Below are 15,887 nucleotides of genomic sequence, written 5' to 3'. Positions count from 1 at the left end.
ACGTCGCAGGGGACGTCGCAGGGGACGTCGCAGGGGACGTCGCAGGGGACGTCGCCAGAGACGTCGTCGGAGGTCGGGACGTCCGCGAGGAGGTCGAGCAGCTGCCCGACGGCCGGACGATCCGGTTCTTCTCGTGGGCGCAGGGGGAGGACGCGACGTGAGCGAGCGCCGGTACGACCCCACGCATGACGAGTGGGTCACGTTCGCGACCCATCGCCAGGACCGGACCTACAAGCCGTCGGCCGCGGCCTGCCCGTTGTGCCCGACCCGTCCCGGCCACGCGTCCACCGAGGTCCCGCGCGAGCACTTCGACGTCGTGGTGTTCGACAACCGCTTCCCGTCGCTCTCCACCCGCCCGCCCGCGCCCGACATCGCCGGCACCGACCTCGTCCCCGTCGAGCCGGCCTACGGCCACTGCGAGGTCGTCGTGTTCACCGACGACCACGACGCCACGCTCGCCGACGTGGGCGTGGTGCGCGTGCAGCTGCTCCTCGAGACCTGGGCGCGCCGCGTCGCCGACCTCGGCGCCGACCCCGGCGTGCGCTACGTGCTCCCGTTCGAGAACAAGGGCGAGGCGGTCGGCGTGACGCTGCACCACCCGCACGGCCAGATCTACGCCTACCCCGACGTTCCGCCGCGACCGGCCCGCGAGCTCGCCGCCGGGCGCCGCCACCACGACCGCACCGGGCGCTGCGTGTTCTGCGACGTCGTCGCGGCCGAGGCGGGCGGTCCGCGCGAGGTCGTCGCCGGCGAGCACGTCGTCGCCGGCGTGCCGCCGTGGGCGCGCTTCCCGTACGAGGTCGACATCTGGACCCGCGAGCACGTGCCGTCGCTGCCCGAGCTCCCGGCCGAGGCCCGCGCCGACCTCGCCCGCGTGCTGGCCCGGGTGCTCGCGGGCTACGACGCCTTCTTCGGCCTCCGGACCTCCTACCTGCTCGGCCTCCACGCCGCGCCCACCGACGGCGGCGACCGCGACGTCGCCCACCTGCACCTGGAGATCTGCCCGCCCCACCGGGGCGGGGGCAAGCTGAAGTACCTCGCGGGCTCGGAGACCTTCGCCGGCGCGTTCCTCACCGACGTCGCGCCGGAGGTCGCCGCCGAGCGGCTCCGCGAGGCCTGTGCGCGCGCGGAGGTGCCGGTGTGAGCGAGCGGGGGGATTTCCTGGCGTTCAGTGACAGCGTGGACGCCAGGCTGACCACCCCGGACGTCGTCAGGGCGTTCCGGGAGGCGGTGGGGCGCGAGCCGGAGGGGGTGTTCGCCGCGCCGGGGCGGGTGAACCTCATCGGCGAGCACACCGACCACAACGAGGGCCACGTGCTGCCCTTCGCCATCGACCGCCACTGCCGGGTCGCCGCCGCCCGCCGGTCGGACGACACCGTCACCGTCCGCTCCGCCCAGGCGCCCGACGCGCCCGTGACGACGACGCTGGACGCGCTGCCCCGGGCGCGGGGCTGGTCGGCGTACGCGCTCGGGACGCTGTGGGCGCTGCGCGAGGCCGGGCTGCCGGGCGAGGACGGGTGGGACCTCGTCGTCGCCGGCGACGTCCCGCTCGGGTCGGGGCTCTCGTCGTCGGCGGCGCTGGAGTGCGCGGTGGCGCTGGCGGTCGCCGAGCTCACCGGCGCCGACCTCGACCGCCCGACCCTCGCCCGCGCCGGGCGCCGCGCGGAGAACGACGTCGTCGGCGCCCCGGTCGGGATCATGGACCAGGCCGCCTCGCTGCTCTGCCGCGACGGCGCGGCCCTGCTGCTCGACTGCCGGACGCTCGAGGGGGAGGACGTGGCGCTGGGGCTCGACGAGGTCGGGCTCGTGACGCTGGTGGTCGACACCCGCGTGCGCCACGACCTCGCCGACGGCGGCTACGCCGACCGGCGCGCCGCGTGCGTGGCCGCCGCCGCCGCGCTCGGGGTGCCGGCCCTGCGGGACGCGACGCCGGCGATGGTCGAGCGCCTCGACGGCGACCTGCAGAAGCGGGCCCGCCACGTCGTCACCGAGCAGGCCCGGGTCCACCGGGTGGTCGAGCTCCTGCGCGCGGGCCGGCCCGCCGAGGTCGGCCCCGAGCTCACCGCGTCCCACGCCTCGCTGCGCGACGACTTCGGGGTCTCGGTCCCGGCGCTCGACGCCGTCGTCGAGGCGGCCCTGGAGCACGGCGCGCTGGGGGCGCGGCTGGTCGGGGGCGGGTTCGGCGGCAGCGTCCTCGTGCTGGCGCCGGCGTCCGCGGCCGCGGGGATCGGCGAGGTGGTGGTGCGCCGCGCCGCCGACGACGGCCACCCCGAACCCGTGGTCCGCGAGGTCCACCCGGCCGCCGGGGCGCGTCGGGAGCCCTGGACGCCGGCCCCGCGGCAGTAGGGTCGACACGATGGAGACGGGTCACGCGGCACCGTCGGTCCGGGTGACGATCGACGACGTCGCCCGGGCCGCGGGCGTCTCGCGCCAGACCGTGTCGCGGGCGATGAACGGCAAGGGCGAGATCAGCGCGGCCACCCGCCGCCGGGTGCTGGCGACCATCGAGGATCTCGACTACCGCCCCAGCATGTTCGCCCGCGGCATGCGCACGCAGCGCGCCGGCACGGTCGGGCTGATCCTCTCCGACATCGCCAACCCCTTCTTCCCGGCCGTCGCCCGCGGGGTGTTCGACGCCGCGGCGGCCCGGGGCTTCTCGGTCGTCGTCCACAACACCGACGCCCACGCCGGGCGCGAGTCGGCGGCCGCCCGGGAGATCCTCGAGCGGGGCGCCGAGGGCGTCATCGGCTTCTTCGAGGCGCTCGGCGACGAGGAGCTGGTGGGCCTGCACCGGCGCGTGCCGCTGGTCGTCGCCGACCGGCGGGCGCCGGCGCCGACCGTCGCCGCGGTCTCGTCGGACTTCGCCACCGGCACCCGCCTCGCCGTCGAGCACCTGCACGCCTGCGGGCACCGCCGGCTCGGGATGCTCGACGGTGCCGTCGGCCTCGACCACGTCCGGCGCCACGCGTTCACCGCCGCGGCGGCCTCGGGTGCGCCCGTCGTCACCGGCCCGCCGACGATCACCGGGGGCGCCGCGGCGGCCGGCGAGCTGCTCCGCGAGCACCCGGACGTCACCGCGCTCGTCGCCTTCAACGACCTCATGGCCGTCGGCGCCATCCGTGCCCTGCGCGAGCGGGGCCGCCGGGTGCCGGACGACTGCGCCGTCGTCGGCTTCGACGACCTGACCCTCGCCGCCGACCTCGACCCGCCCCTGACCACCGTGCACACCGACAAGTACGAGCTCGGGCGCACGCTGGTCGAGGTCCTCGACGCCGTGGCGCGCGCCCGGCGCGAGGTCCGCGACCAGGACACGGAGCAGGACACACCGCAGCGCCTCCTGCCCGCGGCGCTCGTGGTGCGCCGGTCCGCGTGAGCGACCTCCTGCCCGCGCCGGGCCCGCCGTCGGCCGTCGCGGTCCCCGGCCTCGGGCTGACCACGCGCGGCTGGCGGGGCGTCGCCGCGCACCTCGACGGCACGCTGCCCACGGCCGTCGTCGCGCTGCCGGCGTTCGGGCTGCCGGTCGACCGCGCCACGCCCCTGGACCCGGCCGCGTCCGCCGACCGCCTCGCCGAGCGCCTGCGCGACCTGGCCGACGGACCCGTCGTGCTGCTCGGGCACTCGGCGAGCTGCCAGGTGGTCGCCGAGGTCGCGCGGCGCCACCCGGGCGCGGTGCGCGGGCTGGTGCTCGTCGGGCCGACGGCCGACCCGCGCCTCTCGCCGCGCACGGGCCTGGTCGCCCGCTGGCTGCGCACGGCGGTCCGCGAGGACCCGCGGCGCGTGCCGGGCATGGTGCGCGACTACCTCACCACCCGGCTCTCCGGCTTCGGCCGGGCCCTGCGCGCCGCGCGGCGTCACGACCTGCGCGCGACGCTGCGGGACTCCGCGATCCCCGTCGTGGTCGTCCGCGGCCCGCACGACCACCTCGCGCCCGCGTCGTGGCTCGCGGCCCTGGCGGCGGTCCGGCCCGGGATCACGGTGGTGACGACCCGCGACGGCGCGCACATGGTGCCGCTCACGCGCCCCGACGAGCTCGCGGGCGTGTGCCGGGCGCGGTTCGGGGGGTAGTCGCCGCCATGGCAGCGCAGCGCCCGACACGGGTGACGATGACCGAGGGCGGACCGTTCCTGGTCGAGGGGCCCGTCGAGCTGGAGCTGCCCGACGGCACCACGGTGACCAGCGAGCGCCCCGTCGTCGCGCTGTGCGCGTGCCGCCGGACCAAGCGCTACCCGTTCTGCGACACGAGCCACCGGCGCAAGGTCCGCCCCGAGAAGCAGGCCGACGCGTAGAGCGCCTGGTCAGGCCGCGGTCGGCAGCGCCGGCGACCGCAGAGACGAGGCGCCGGCCGACCAGGCACGCACGAGGTGGTCGGCGAGGTCGTCCTCGAGCAGCGTCGAGGCCTGGATGCCGAGCACGACGTCCGCGGCGAGCTCCGGCTCCCTTTCGAGCAGGCCGGCGACCAGCTCGCGACGCACCAGCTGCTCGTGCACCGCGTCGGCCTCGACGTGCTCGGCGTAGAAGTCGGTGACCTCCGCCGGCAGCCCCAGCCGCTCGATCGCGGACACGAGCCGCGCCGCCCCGGGCGGCGAGGTGATCTCGATGAGCGCGAACTGCCCGACCGACGCCCCGCGCCAGCGCCGGTGCAGGCCGAACAGGCTCATGATGTTGACGGTCGCGAGCGTGGGAGCGGGCGCGACGTCGAGGTAGGCGCCGTAGGCGGTGTCCAGCCCGAGGCCCGTCATCATCTCGGTGTAGATCCGCGCGTGCACCCGGTCGGCGCGCCCGGCGCCGAACTCGTCGTGCTCGACGGTCATCAGCGACGCCTTCGCCCGGCCCTCGACGCCGTCGAGCCGCGGGATCACCCAGGCCTGCGGGTCGGCCTCCTTGAGGTGGTAGATCGACCGGTGCGCGACGTACTCGTCGAGCTGCCAGCGCTCGCCGTCGCGGGCGAGGTGCCACGACGGCCCGGTGCCCTCGGTGGGCTCGATCAGCAGCTCGTCGATCGCGGCCTCGACGTCGTCGCCGCCCGCGACCCGCGCCCGCACCGCGTCGAGGAACGGTGCCTCGAGGTCGGCGCGCAGGCGCAGCAGGTCCGGGTCCCACTCCAGCTCGTCGGCGACCCCGTCGAACGAGCGGTAGTGCAGCTCGTAGAGGCAGTAGAGCGCGAGCTGGAGGTCCTCGCCGAACGGGTCCAGCTGGTGGACCTCGGGCCGGCGCGGCAGCTCGGCGGCGGCACGACGGCCGGCGAGCACGTCGAGCACGTCGCTCGAGACCGGACCGCGGGCGCGGGGCAGGACGGGCACGGGTCGCTCCTTCGCGGGGTCGGCACGGCGGTCGCCGGTACCGGACGGCCGTCGTGGTACCCGATCGGGTCGCCGCCGGAGCGTCGCCCCGCACGTGACGTCCGTGACGCCGATCAGTCGCGCTGCGGGGGATGGAGCAACGGGGGAGACCGGGTAACGCCTGCCGCGGATCGACGCCGGGGTCGAGACCGGGCCGCACCGAGGGAGCCGGCGACCGCGACCCGACGCGTCACCCCCGAGCCGAGCCGAGGAGCCGATGACGACCGTCGCACCCGAGCCACGCCGCACCCGCGACGCCACCCCCACCGGGACGACCGGGACCGGAGCCCCCCTGGTGCCCGCGACCGGGGTCCGCCCCCACCACCGTGTGTTCCGCGTGCCCGGCGTCTACCCGGTGCAGCGCGACACCTGGCTGCTCGCCGACGTCCTGCGCGCCGAGCTCACCGACCACGGTTGCGGCGTCGCCCGCCCGTGCCGCGTCCTCGAGCTCGGCGCCGGCGCCGGCGCGCTCTCGGTGGTCGCCGCGGGCGTCCCCTGCACCGACGTCACCGCCGTCGACCTCTCCCGCCGCGCGCTGCTCTCGACCCGCATCAACGCCGCCCGCCACGGGCGCCGGGTCCGGACGCGCCGCGGCGACCTGACGGCCCCGGTGGCGGGGGAGCGGTTCGACGTCGTCGTCTCCAACCCGCCCTACGTGCCGGCCGCCACCGACGACCTCCCGACCCACGGACTGGCGCGGGCCTTCGACGGCGGGCGCGACGGGCGCGCGGTGCTCGACCGGGTCTGCGACGAGGCTCCCGAGGTGCTCACCGGGGGCGGGCGCCTGCTGGTCGTGCACTCGGCGTTCAACGACCCCGCGCTCACCGTGGCCCGCCTGCGGGCGCGTGGCCTGTCCGCCGAGGTCGTCGCCCGCCACGAGCACCCCTACGGGCCGGTGCTCACCGCGCGCAGCGCGCTGCTGCGCGAGCGCGGGCTCGCGACGGCGGACCAGCGCACCGAGGAGCTCGTCGTGGTGCGCGCCGTGCGCCCCGCGGCCTGACGGAGCCGGAGAGGACACCGTGCACCACCAGATCGACGTCACCGTCCCGTCGTCGGCCGCCGACGACGTGTCCGCCGAGCTCGCCCGCCACGGCGGCGTCCTCGCGCTCACCCGCCAGCAGGACGGCTCGGTGAAACCGCCGGGCGACGTCCTGAGCGTGCACGTGCTCAACCGCAGCATCGACGACGTCCTCGCGATCATCGAGCGGGCGCAGGAGCACGGGCCGATCACCATGGCCACCGTCCGCACCGAGAGCGTGGTCGCCACCGGGGCGCAGGAGGCCGTCGAGGACGACGCCGACGAGTCGCCGTGGGAGGAGTTCGAGCGCACGCTGCGCCACCACGGACGCATCAGCACCAACTACCTCGCGCTCATGGCCCTCGGCGGCGCGATCGCCGTCGCGGGCCTGCTCTCCCCGCCCGTGCCGCAGGCCCTCGCGCTGGCCGCGTCGGCGATCATCGCGCCGGCGTTCGAGCCGGTCGCCAAGCTCGCGGTCGCCGCCCTGCGCGGCAGCCTCTACCGCATCCGCCGCTCGCTGGTCTCCGTGGTGGTCGGCTACCTCGTGCTCGCCGCGGGCGGCGGGGTCACGTTCCTCGTCATGCGGGCGCTCGGCATGGGCGCGCCGGAGATGCTCGCCACGAGCGAGGGCGTGCACATGGTGGTCGACCCGACCGTCGCCGACTGGCTCGTCGGGGCCGGTGGGGCGATCGCCGGCCTCGTCATCATCACGTCGTTCCGCGAGGCGGTGCTCGCCGGCGCCCTCATCGCGCTCGCCCTCGTGCCGGCCGCGGCGCTGGTCGGCATCGGCGTCGTCTCCGGCGACTGGACCCTCGCCCTCGAGGGGCTCCAGCGCACGGGCGCCGACATGGGCCTGGTCGTCGTGCTCGGCGGTGCGGTGGTGCTGGTCAAGGACCGGCTCCACCACGGCGGTCGACGCCCGCTGGCCTGACGGCGTCAGGACCGGTCGCCACTCCGGTCCGTGCTCCGTTCCGCGCGGTCATCCGGGTGCGGCTCGGTGCGGCCCTGGTTGACGTCGGAGTCGCGGCTCGGCTCCGGCTGCCCGGGCGTCGGCCCCTGCGGCGGGTCCTCCCCGGTCTCGGGCAGGACGCCAGGGTAGGGCAGCGACCCGGGCGGCGGCTCGACGATCCGCGCACTGGAGATCATGAGAACGACGAAGCCGAGGATCGCGAGCACCCCGTGCAGCACGTGGTCGGGGGTGTTGAGCGCGAGGAACGTCGCGCTGCCGGTGTTGACGCTGAACGCCGACCCGAAGACGAACAGCAGCAGGTAGACGACGGCCTGGGCGCCCGCGAACGCGCGCAGCCAGGAGCGCTTGCGGAGGCTGACCGCGCCGAGCACGGCGGTGACGAGCAGCAGCACGCTGTGGGCCGGGTTGAGCCGCAGGGCCAGGACCGTGTCCGGGACCTGCTCGGTGAACGAGGCGCCCCAGCTCGTGACCAGGCCGGCGATGCCCACGACGGCGAGCACGACGACCTCGCCGCCGACGACCGCCTTGCCGATCCGGCCGAGGAGCCCCTCGTGGGGCACCGACGGCAGCGGGTTGCCCTGCTCGTCACGGCTCGGGGGCGCGTACGGACCCGAGCCCCGACCCTGCTGGTCGTGCTGACCGGGCGTGCCCTCGGCGTCGGGGTTGGGCGGTTCCCCGTGACGGTTGGTCGGGTGCGTCATGCCCGCGGGGATGCCCAGCCGACCCCGCCCGGGGAACCCGCCGGCGTCCGCGCAGCGCACCACGCGCGACGGGCGTCACACCGGGCGCGGACGAATACGCGGCGCGGTCACGTGGTAGCCGACGAGTGACCGGCCGGTAGGTCGGATGAACACACGCACCTACACCCGTTGCGTTCGAGGAGAAGTGTGAGCCACCAGGCCGACATCATCGCCCAGCTGCGTTCGATGCTGCAGTTGACCCAGACCGAGGTCCAGGTCGCCCGCATCCGTGTGGCCCAGGCGCGGACCGAGGCCGTCCGGCGCGAGCTGACGCAGAACGCCCAGAACGCCGAGCGACGCAGCGCGGAGATCACCCGCGAGCTGCAGCGGCTCGGCGGCGTCGCCGACGTCGTCTCGCCGCTCGTGGGCCGCGTCGGTGCCGTCGTCAAGGGCACCGTCGAGCAGGCGGGCCCGGTCGACGAGGCCCTGCTCGGCGACCTGACGCTCGAGCACCAGCTGCGCGACCGCGCCGTGTACCTGCGCGCGCTCGCCGAGACCGCCAAGGACAGCGACGTCCGCCAGCTCGCCGACCGCCTCGAGGAGGCGCACTCGGCCACCATCGAGTGGCTGACCACCGTGCTCGCCGAGCACGCCCTCGGCGGCCCGCCGGCGCTGAAGCCGACGCCGGTGCAGATGGTCGTCGGCGGCGCCACCCGCGCGGTGCGCCTGCCGGTGAGCTTCGCCCGCGAGCAGGTCAGCCGCTGGGCCGCCCGCCTCCAGCAGGGCGGCGACCAGGTCCGCGCGGTCGTCACCGACACCGCCGGGCGTGCCGTCCGGCTCGGTGAGGACACCCGCGAGGTGCTGACCACCGGCCGCGACGCCGCGCTGGACCGTGCCGAGCGCGTCAGCCGCCGCGAGGGCGCGACCGACGCCGCGCAGGTCCTCCACGAGGCCCGTGCCCGCCTCGGGGCCCTGCACTCGAACGAGCTGCCGATCCAGAACTACGACCAGCTCGGCGTCAGCGACGCCGTCGCGAAGATCAAGCAGCTCGACGACGTCGAGAGCCTGAACAAGATCATCGTTTACGAAGAGGCGAACAAGAACCGCAGCGGCATCGTCTCCGCGGCCCAGACGCGCCACGCCGCGCTGGCCCAGGAGGTCGTCGGCATCCGCTGAGCGGAGTGCACGTCGTCCGGCCGGGTCCCGTCCGCGGGGCCCGGCCGGACGTGGTTCGTCGGGAGGCGCCGTGACGGTGCTGCAGGTGATCGCGAGCGTCGCGCAGACGCTGTCGCCGGTCCTCTACGCCGCGTTCATCGTGGTGATCTGGTTCCAGCTGCGCGCGGCGAAGGAGTCGGTGCGGGAGGTCCGCCAGGAGTTCCTCGCCGGCGGCCGGCCCGTGGTCGCCGTCCACGACGAGTTCGACCACGGCACGCGCGGGCTGAGCCTCGCCGTCGAGAACGTCGGCCAGGGTCCGGCCAAGTCGATCAGCTTCGCGTTCTCCCGGCCCATCGAGAGCTCCGACGGCGTCGTGGTGTCCGGTCTGCCGCTGTTCTCGATCGGGCTGACGTCGCTGTCGCCGGGGGCGCGGATCACCTGCTACTGGGACGACCTCGACGACCAGATGGACTTCCTGCGCCGCAACGGCCTCGAGGGCGAGGACTTCCGGGTCACGGTCACGTACACCGACCTGCCCGGCGAGTCCTACTGGAACACCTGGGACATCCAGCCGGCGATCTACGAGGGCCTGCGCCCCCCGACGCGGCCGGCGCAGCACGCGCAGGACCAGGCCGGCGAGCGCACCGGGGGCAGCGGCACCGACGGCCGGTCGCCCGAGCCGACCGGCGAGCCGGCCCGGGCCACGGTGTCGAGCGGCGCGACCGAGAGCACGTGACCCTCGGCCGCGGCCGCTCAGTTCTTGACCGCCCCCACGATCGCCGCGACGAGCAGGACCAGCGCCGCCACCAGCAGCGCGACCGGCGCGAGCACCGCGGTGAGGATCAGCAGCAGCGCCACGACCACCTTGGTCGTGGTGCTCATCGCCCCGACCGCGCCCTTGATGGCGGCGACCACGGGGTTCTGGCCCTGCAGCGCCGCGAGCCCGGCCCGGATCATCGCGTTGCCGCCCACGCCGCCGGGGAGCTGACCCTTGACGGCGTCGGCGGCGATGTCGCCGAGCTTGTCGGCGTACTCCTCGACCTTCGCGGCGGCCACCCCGGCCAGCCGGTCGATCGCGGTGACCGCCAGGGCGCGGAGCCGGTCGCCCGCGGACGGCCGCTGTGCGGACGCGGCCGACGCGGTGGACGCGGCCGACGCCGTGGGGTTCCCGTCCGGCACCGATGCGGGCCGGGCCGGCGCGGGGCGGCCGTCGGCCACCGGGTCGAACGCGGCAGCGGCGGTCACCCCTGCTCCTGCGCCCGCCGGGCCAGCGCGAGGCCGTCGCGCATGCCCTCGGCGTAGGAGCGCGTCTCCCGGTCCTCGACCGACGGCTCCTCGGCGGGCTCGCTCTCGATGAGCGTGGTCAGCACCGCCTCGACGTCGTCGATCCGCCCGGCCGCGACGAGCTGGTGGAGACCGTCCACCACCTCGTCCGTACGGTCCCGTTTCCTGCTCTTCGACCTGCTCTCCGACACCGCCACGGCCGACTCCTCCTTCGGTTGCGCACAGCCCACCAGCCCCGTACCCCCGCGAGAAGGTCCGCCACGGCGTTGGCCCCTCATGGCCCTGCGTGTTCGGCCGTTCGCGCTGGGTGGAGACCCTGGTCGGCTCAGAAGTTCTGGACGTGCTGGAAGCCGAACCGCCCCTTGATGCACAGGTGCCCGTGGGTCACGGAGTGGTCGGCGGGGCTCGTGACGTTGACGATCTCGTTCTGCTGGACGTGCAGCTCGAGGTTGCAGCCGACCCCGCAGAACGAGCAGATGGTCGTCGTGACCGTCTCCTCCTCGGGGCGCCACTCGCCGGCCTCGCGCAGCTCGTGCTCGCGGCGGGACACCAGCGCGCCGGTGGGGCAGACGCCGATGCAGTTGCCGCAGTAGACGCACGCCGACTCGGGCAGCGGGGCGTCGAACTCGGTGGCGATGCGGGCGTCGAACCCGCGCCCGGCTGCGGCGATGGCGAACGTGAACTGGGCGTCGCTGCCGCAGGCGTTGACGCACTTGTAGCACATGATGCACCGCGAGTAGTCGCGCACGTACAGGTCGTTGTCGACCTTGACCGGCTGGTGCACGGTCTCCGCCGACGACCCGTCCGGCGTGTGGTGGTGGCCCGCGTGGCGCCGGTCGCGCTCGCCGGCGGCGTTCGGCGGGGCGGGCGGCCCGTAGCGGGTGGGGTCGACCCCGTAGTCGCCGATCCAGCGCTGGACGTCCGCGCTCGCGCGGTCCATGTCCACCGACGAGGACAGCAGCTCGAGCACCATCCGGCGGCTGTGGCGCACCTTCTCGGTGTCGGTGCGCACCGCCATGCCGTCCTCGCACTTCCGCGCGCACGAGGGCACGAGGGTGCGGGAGCCCTCCACCTCGACCACACAGACCCGGCACGCGTTGATCGGGTCCATGTTCGGCGCCCAGCACAACGTCGGGGTGTCGGCCTGGTCCGGGGTGCCCTCGTCGTGCAGCGCGTCGAGGATCGTCGACCCCTCGGGCACGCGCACCTCGCGGCCGTCGAGGCTGAGCGTGACCCGCCGCTTGATCGTCCCGAGCATCACCGGCCCGGAGCCGAGGCGCTCCTCGGGGCCGCGGGCCGGGGCCACCGGGTCGACGACCGTCGGACCGACGGCCGACGGGGCGTCCGTGTCGCCGTCGGTGCGCTCGCCGGGCGGCGGGCCGGTCTCGACGGTGGTGGTGACGGCGGCGCCGCCCGAGGCCTCGGTGGCGCCGTCGATGCGCTGGCCGTCCGGCGGGCCCGCCGAGCCCCCGCCGCGGCCGGCCGGACCCTTGCCGGAGACGGGGTCGCCGGGGGTGGTCGTGTGCTGGGTGTCGGTCATGCCGAGGGCACCTTCCCGTTGCGGGACCCGTGGGGCCGGTCGAGCAGTCCGAGCTGCAGGGCCGAGGCGACCGCGGCGGGCGCGGTCTGGCCGAGCCCGCAGATCGAGGCGTCCCGCATGACCCGCGCGAGGTCGTCGAGCAGGGCGATCTCGGTCTCGCGCGAGCCGATCGGGGTGTCGCGCTCGAGCCGGGCGAGCGCCTCCTCCTGGCGCACGGTGCCGACGCGGCACGGGACGCACTGGCCGCACGACTCGTCGCGGAAGAACGCCGCGATCCGGCGCAGCGTGCCGGTGAGGTCGGCGTGCCGGTCGAACACGAGGACCACGCCCGAGCCGAGCGTCGCCCCGATGTCCCGCGCGCCCTCGAGGGTGAGCGCGACGTCGAGGTCCTCGGGCATGACGAAACCGCCCGCCGCGCCGCCGAGCAGCACGGTGCGCAGGTCGCCGCGCACGCCGCCGGCGAGGTCGAGCAGCTCGCGCAGCGTGGCGCCGAACTCGACCTCGTAGACGCCGGGCGTGCCCACCGCCCCGGAGACGCAGAAGAGCTTCGTGCCCGTCGAGCGCCCGCCGCCGATCTCGGCGAACGCCTGGCCGCCCTGGTCGAGCACGCCGAGCACGTTGTAGAGCGTCTCGACGTTGTTGATCGCGGTGGGCTTGCCGAACAGGCCGACGACGCTCGGGAACGGCGGCTTGTTGCGCGGCTCGCCGCGGAAGCCCTCGATCGACTCGAGCAGCGCGGTCTCCTCGCCGCAGATGTAGGCCCCGGCGCCGCGGCGCAGCTCGATGTCGAACCCGAAGCCCTCACCCATGACGTCGTCGCCGAGGAAGCCGCGGGCCCGGGCGGCGCCGATCGCGTGCTCCAGCCGCCGCGTCGCCAGCGGGTACTCGCCGCGGATGTAGAGGTAGCCGGTGCGCGCGCCGGTGACGTACCCGGCGATCGTCATGGCCTCGATCAGCGCGAACGGGTCGCCCTCCATGAGCACGCGGTCCTTGAACGTGCCCGGCTCGGACTCGTCGGCGTTGCACACCAGGTAGTGCGGACGCTCCGGCGCCCCGGCGACGCCCTTCCACTTCACGCCGGTGGGGAACGCGGCGCCGCCGCGCCCGGTCAGCGAGGAGTCCTCGAGCTCGGTGATCACCCGCGTCGGCCCGAGGTCGACGGCCCGGCGCAGCGCGGCGTAGCCGCCGTGGGCGCGGTAGTCGTCGAGGCTCTCCGGGTCGACGACCCCGACCCGGCGCAGCAGCCGCAGCGGGCCGCCGCCGGGCAGGTGCGCGCCGCGCCCGGTCTGCGGGGCGCTGACGCGGGTGTCGGCGAACGCGGCGTCGGCCTGGTCGGCCAGCGCCGCGGCGGCCGCGGGCTCGTCGGTGCGGGCCGCGGCGAGCACCTCGTCGGGACGGGCGGGCGCCTGGGACAGATCGGGCTGCGCCGTGCGCTGGTGCAGCACCGCGGGCGCGCGCTCGCACAGGCCCAGGCAGGGGCTGCGCACCCAGCAGGCCTGCTCGCCGCCGCCCGCTGAGCCGCCCTCCGGGCCCAGCGCCTCGGTCAGCGCCGTCACGATCTCCTCGCCGCCGTACGGGCCGCAGGCGACGTCGTCGCAGACGTGCACCACCCGCGGCGCGCGGGGCTCGACGGCGAACATCGCGTAGAACGTCGCGACGCCGTAGATCTCCGCCGGCGGCACCGAGAGCGTGCGCGCCACGTGGTTGAGCGCGCCCTCGGAGATCCAGCCGACGGCGTCGTGCACCGCGTGCAGCACCGGCAGCAGCAGGTGCCGCTGCGCGCGGGCGTCGTGGCCGGCGTGGTGCGACCGGGTGGGGCGGTCCTCACGGCTCGTGGGGTGGGTGAGGGCGCCGAAGGCCGCGTCGATCGTGTCGCGCTCGACGGTGGTGGGTTCGGCCTTCGAGAGGTGCAGATCCATGCGTCAGCTTCCTGCCACCGGCATCGGCGGCGCCTGGACGGGCAGCTTCTCCACGCGGATGGCCGTCGCCTTGAACTCCGAGGTGCCCGACTTCGGGTCCCAGGCGTCGTTGGTCAGCACGTTGACGTCCACCTCCTCGGTGAAGTGCGGGGTGAAGGACGCGAGCCCCGGGCGCAGCGACGGGTCGACGGCGATCGGCGCCTCGACGGCGCCGCGGCGGGAGACCACGCGGACCCGGTCGCCGTCGGCGATCCCGAGGCGGGCCGCGTCCTCCGCGTCGATGCGCAGCGACTCCCGGCGGCGCAGCGGCGAGGAGTAGCCCCCGGTCTGCACCCCGGAGTTGTAGGCGTCGAGCACCCGCACCGTGGTCAGGCGGATGGGGAACTCGTCGTCGAGGGCGTCGACGGGCGCCACGTGCTCGACCGGCGTGAACGGCGCCGGACGGCCGCGGTCGGCGGGGTCGTCGGCCCACAGCCGGGCGTGCATGAGCGGCGTGCCCGGGTGGTCCTCCGACGGGCAGGGCCACTGCAGCCCGCCCAGCGCGTCGAGGCGGGCGTAGCTCATCCCGGCGTGCCAGTTCAGCGACACCGAGCGCAGCTCGTCCCACACCTCCTCGGCGGTCGGCTGGCCCCAGTCGTGCCCCAGCTCGGTGGCCAGCGCCGAGATGATGTGGGTGTCCGGGCGCGCCTGCCCCGGCGGCTCGATCGCCTTGCGGACGCGCTGGACGCGCCGCTCGGAGTTGGTGACCGTGCCCTCGTACTCGCACCAGTCGGCCGTCGCCGGGAAGACGACGTCGGCGAGCTCGGCGGTGGCCGTGCGGAAGATGTCCTGCACGATCAGGCAGTCGAGGCTCGAGAGCAGGTGGCGCGCGTGCGCCGCGTTGGCCTCGGACTCCGCCGGGTTCTCGCCGATGCAGTAGAGCGCGCGCAGCTCGCCGCGCTCCATCGCCTCGAACATCTGCGACAGGTGCATCCCCGGCTCGCGGGGGTAGTCGTCGGTGCCCCAGACCGCGGCGTAGCGGGCGCGGGCGTCCTCGTCGGCGACGTCGTAGCCGCCGGGCAGCTTGGCCGGGATCGCCCCCATGTCACCGCCGCCCTGCACGTTGTTCTGCCCGCGCAGCGGCACCAGCCCCGACCCGTAGCGCCCGACGTGCCCGGTGAGCAGCGCGAGGTTGATCAGCGCGAACACGTAGTCGGCGGCGTTGTGGTGCTCGGTGATGCCGAGCGTCCAGCAGATCTGGGCGCGGTCGGCCCGGGCGTAGGCGTGCGCCAGCTCGCGGATCGAGGACGCCGGCACGCCGGTGATCTCCTCGGCGCGCTCGAGCGTGTAGGGCTCCACGGTGGCCGCGTAGTCGTCGAAGCCGGTGGTCGCCCGGTCGACGAACGTGCGGTTCACCAGGCCCGCGTGGATGATCTCGCGCCCGATCGCGTTGGCGAGCGCGATGTCCGTGCCCACGTCGAGCCCGAGCCACGAGTCCGCCCAGTGCGCGGTCGAGGTGTGGCGCGGGTCGACCGAGTACAGGCGGGCGCCGTTGCGCAGGCCCTGCAGCACGTGGTGGAAGAAGATCGGGTGCGTCTCGCGCGCGTTGGAGCCCCACAGCACGAGCACGTCGGCGTGCTCCGCCTCCACGTAGGCGGAGGTGCCGCCGCCGGCACCGAACACCGTCGTCAGACCGACGACACTGGGAGCGTGTCAAGTGCGGTTGCAGCTGTCGACGTTGTTGCTGCCCATCACCACCCGGGAGAACTTCTCAGCCATGTAGTTCATCTCGTTGGTGGCCTTCGAGCAGCTGAACATCCCGAACGCCTCGGGCGGCACGCCGCGCAGGCCGACCGCGGCCCGGGCGAGCGCCTCGTCCCAGCTCGCCGGCCGGAGCTCGCCGTTCTCCCGGACGAGGGGCTCGGTCAGACGCACGTGGCGTGGCTTGCGCATGCTCGGTACTCCCAACCACAACGGGTGTCGCCGCCGTCACCATCGTAGGT

16 protein-coding genes are annotated in these 15,887 nt (G+C 75.3%); 9 read left to right on the top strand and 7 right to left on the bottom strand.

Annotation, left to right across the window (positions count from 1 at the left end; all coding sequences use genetic code 11):
• The first annotated feature begins 157 nt into the window (after window positions 1-157).
• From galT to PH190_RS11495, 5 genes are read left to right on the top strand one after another with little or no spacing between them, the layout of a single operon-like run.
• Entirely contained in the window at window positions 158-1,144 is a 987-nt protein-coding gene (gene galT, locus PH190_RS11515; RefSeq protein ID WP_274231641.1) for a galactose-1-phosphate uridylyltransferase, read from the top strand.
• Window positions 1,145-1,179: 35 nt separating this feature from the next.
• Window positions 1,180-2,346, top strand: coding sequence for a galactokinase (galK, locus tag PH190_RS11510; protein WP_274231640.1), 1,167 nt, complete (start codon window positions 1,180-1,182; stop codon window positions 2,344-2,346).
• A gap of 10 nt (window positions 2,347-2,356) precedes the next feature.
• On the top strand, window positions 2,357-3,373 hold the full coding sequence (locus PH190_RS11505) for a LacI family DNA-binding transcriptional regulator (protein WP_274231639.1): 1,017 nt from the start codon (window positions 2,357-2,359) through the stop codon (window positions 3,371-3,373).
• Window positions 3,370-4,065: an alpha/beta fold hydrolase gene (locus PH190_RS11500; RefSeq protein WP_274231638.1), complete on the top strand. Its 696-nt coding sequence runs from the start codon at window positions 3,370-3,372 to the stop codon at window positions 4,063-4,065. The genes PH190_RS11505 and PH190_RS11500 overlap by 4 nt, the downstream gene beginning before the upstream one ends.
• An 8-nt stretch (window positions 4,066-4,073) precedes the next feature.
• Window positions 4,074-4,286, top strand: coding sequence for a CDGSH iron-sulfur domain-containing protein (locus PH190_RS11495; RefSeq protein ID WP_274231637.1), 213 nt, complete (start codon window positions 4,074-4,076; stop codon window positions 4,284-4,286).
• A gap of 9 nt (window positions 4,287-4,295) precedes the next feature.
• On the opposite strand, the gene PH190_RS11490 is transcribed toward PH190_RS11495, so the two are convergent.
• Window positions 4,296-5,300 carry an iron-containing redox enzyme family protein gene (locus PH190_RS11490; protein ID WP_274231636.1) on the bottom strand — a complete coding sequence of 335 codons (1,005 nt, stop codon included), beginning with the start codon at window positions 5,298-5,300 and terminating at the stop codon, window positions 4,296-4,298.
• 256 nt (window positions 5,301-5,556) lie between these two features.
• Here PH190_RS11490 and PH190_RS11485 point away from each other — a divergent pair, with 256 nt between their 5' ends.
• Both PH190_RS11485 and PH190_RS11480 read left to right on the top strand, forming a co-directional pair.
• Complete coding sequence (locus PH190_RS11485) at window positions 5,557-6,339, top strand: HemK2/MTQ2 family protein methyltransferase (RefSeq protein ID WP_274231635.1); 783 nt, start codon at window positions 5,557-5,559, stop codon at window positions 6,337-6,339.
• Window positions 6,340-6,358: 19 nt separating this feature from the next.
• Complete coding sequence (locus PH190_RS11480; RefSeq protein WP_274231634.1) at window positions 6,359-7,288, top strand: DUF389 domain-containing protein; 930 nt, start codon at window positions 6,359-6,361, stop codon at window positions 7,286-7,288.
• Between the two features lie 5 nt (window positions 7,289-7,293).
• On the opposite strand, the gene PH190_RS11475 is transcribed toward PH190_RS11480, so the two are convergent.
• Entirely contained in the window at window positions 7,294-8,028 is a 735-nt protein-coding gene (locus PH190_RS11475) for a DUF4383 domain-containing protein (protein WP_274231633.1), read from the bottom strand.
• Window positions 8,029-8,214: 186 nt separating this feature from the next.
• Here PH190_RS11475 and PH190_RS11470 point away from each other — a divergent pair, with 186 nt between their 5' ends.
• Complete coding sequence (locus tag PH190_RS11470; protein ID WP_274231632.1) at window positions 8,215-9,183, top strand: coiled-coil domain-containing protein; 969 nt, start codon at window positions 8,215-8,217, stop codon at window positions 9,181-9,183.
• A 70-nt stretch (window positions 9,184-9,253) separates the two neighbouring features.
• The gene (locus PH190_RS11465) at window positions 9,254-9,898 is read left to right on the top strand and encodes a hypothetical protein (protein WP_274231631.1); all 645 of its coding nucleotides are present in this window, start codon (window positions 9,254-9,256) and stop codon (window positions 9,896-9,898) included.
• A gap of 17 nt (window positions 9,899-9,915) precedes the next feature.
• Here the strand turns inward: PH190_RS11465 and PH190_RS11460 are convergent, their stop codons facing one another.
• The 5 genes from PH190_RS11460 to PH190_RS11440 form a co-directional block, all read right to left on the bottom strand.
• Window positions 9,916-10,407: a hypothetical protein gene (locus tag PH190_RS11460; protein WP_274231630.1), complete on the bottom strand. Its 492-nt coding sequence runs from the start codon at window positions 10,405-10,407 to the stop codon at window positions 9,916-9,918.
• Window positions 10,404-10,586: a hypothetical protein gene (locus PH190_RS11455; RefSeq protein ID WP_274231629.1), complete on the bottom strand. Its 183-nt coding sequence runs from the start codon at window positions 10,584-10,586 to the stop codon at window positions 10,404-10,406. The genes PH190_RS11460 and PH190_RS11455 overlap by 4 nt, the downstream gene beginning before the upstream one ends.
• A 185-nt stretch (window positions 10,587-10,771) precedes the next feature.
• Complete coding sequence (locus PH190_RS11450) at window positions 10,772-11,986, bottom strand: 2Fe-2S iron-sulfur cluster-binding protein (protein WP_274231628.1); 1,215 nt, start codon at window positions 11,984-11,986, stop codon at window positions 10,772-10,774.
• On the bottom strand, window positions 11,983-13,905 hold the full coding sequence (locus tag PH190_RS11445) for an NAD(P)H-dependent oxidoreductase subunit E (RefSeq protein WP_274231627.1): 1,923 nt from the start codon (window positions 13,903-13,905) through the stop codon (window positions 11,983-11,985). Before PH190_RS11445 ends, PH190_RS11450 begins: the two co-directional genes overlap by 4 nt.
• 3 nt (window positions 13,906-13,908) lie before the next feature.
• On the bottom strand, window positions 13,909-15,837 hold the full coding sequence (locus tag PH190_RS11440; RefSeq protein ID WP_274231626.1) for a molybdopterin oxidoreductase family protein: 1,929 nt from the start codon (window positions 15,835-15,837) through the stop codon (window positions 13,909-13,911).
• Window positions 15,838-15,887 lie beyond the last annotated feature (50 nt).

It is taken from the genome of Actinomycetospora straminea (assembly GCF_028737255.1).
Classification (GTDB): Bacteria; Actinomycetota; Actinomycetes; order Mycobacteriales; family Pseudonocardiaceae; genus Actinomycetospora; species Actinomycetospora straminea.
This window is presented reverse-complemented; position numbering and strand designations above follow the sequence as displayed.

Excerpts from the sequence above, each read along its gene's own strand:
- PH190_RS11445 (WP_274231627.1), bottom strand. The coding sequence starts at position 13,905 with ATGGATCTGCACCTCTCGAAGGCCGAACCCACCACCGTCGAGCGCGAC.
- PH190_RS11475 (WP_274231633.1), bottom strand. The coding sequence starts at position 8,028 with ATGACGCACCCGACCAACCGTCACGGGGAACCGCCCAACCCCGACGCC.
- PH190_RS11505 (WP_274231639.1), top strand. The coding sequence starts at position 2,357 with ATGGAGACGGGTCACGCGGCACCGTCGGTCCGGGTGACGATCGACGAC.
- PH190_RS11485 (WP_274231635.1), top strand. The coding sequence starts at position 5,557 with ATGACGACCGTCGCACCCGAGCCACGCCGCACCCGCGACGCCACCCCC.
- PH190_RS11495 (WP_274231637.1), top strand. The coding sequence starts at position 4,074 with ATGGCAGCGCAGCGCCCGACACGGGTGACGATGACCGAGGGCGGACCG.
- PH190_RS11450 (WP_274231628.1), bottom strand. The coding sequence starts at position 11,986 with ATGACCGACACCCAGCACACGACCACCCCCGGCGACCCCGTCTCCGGC.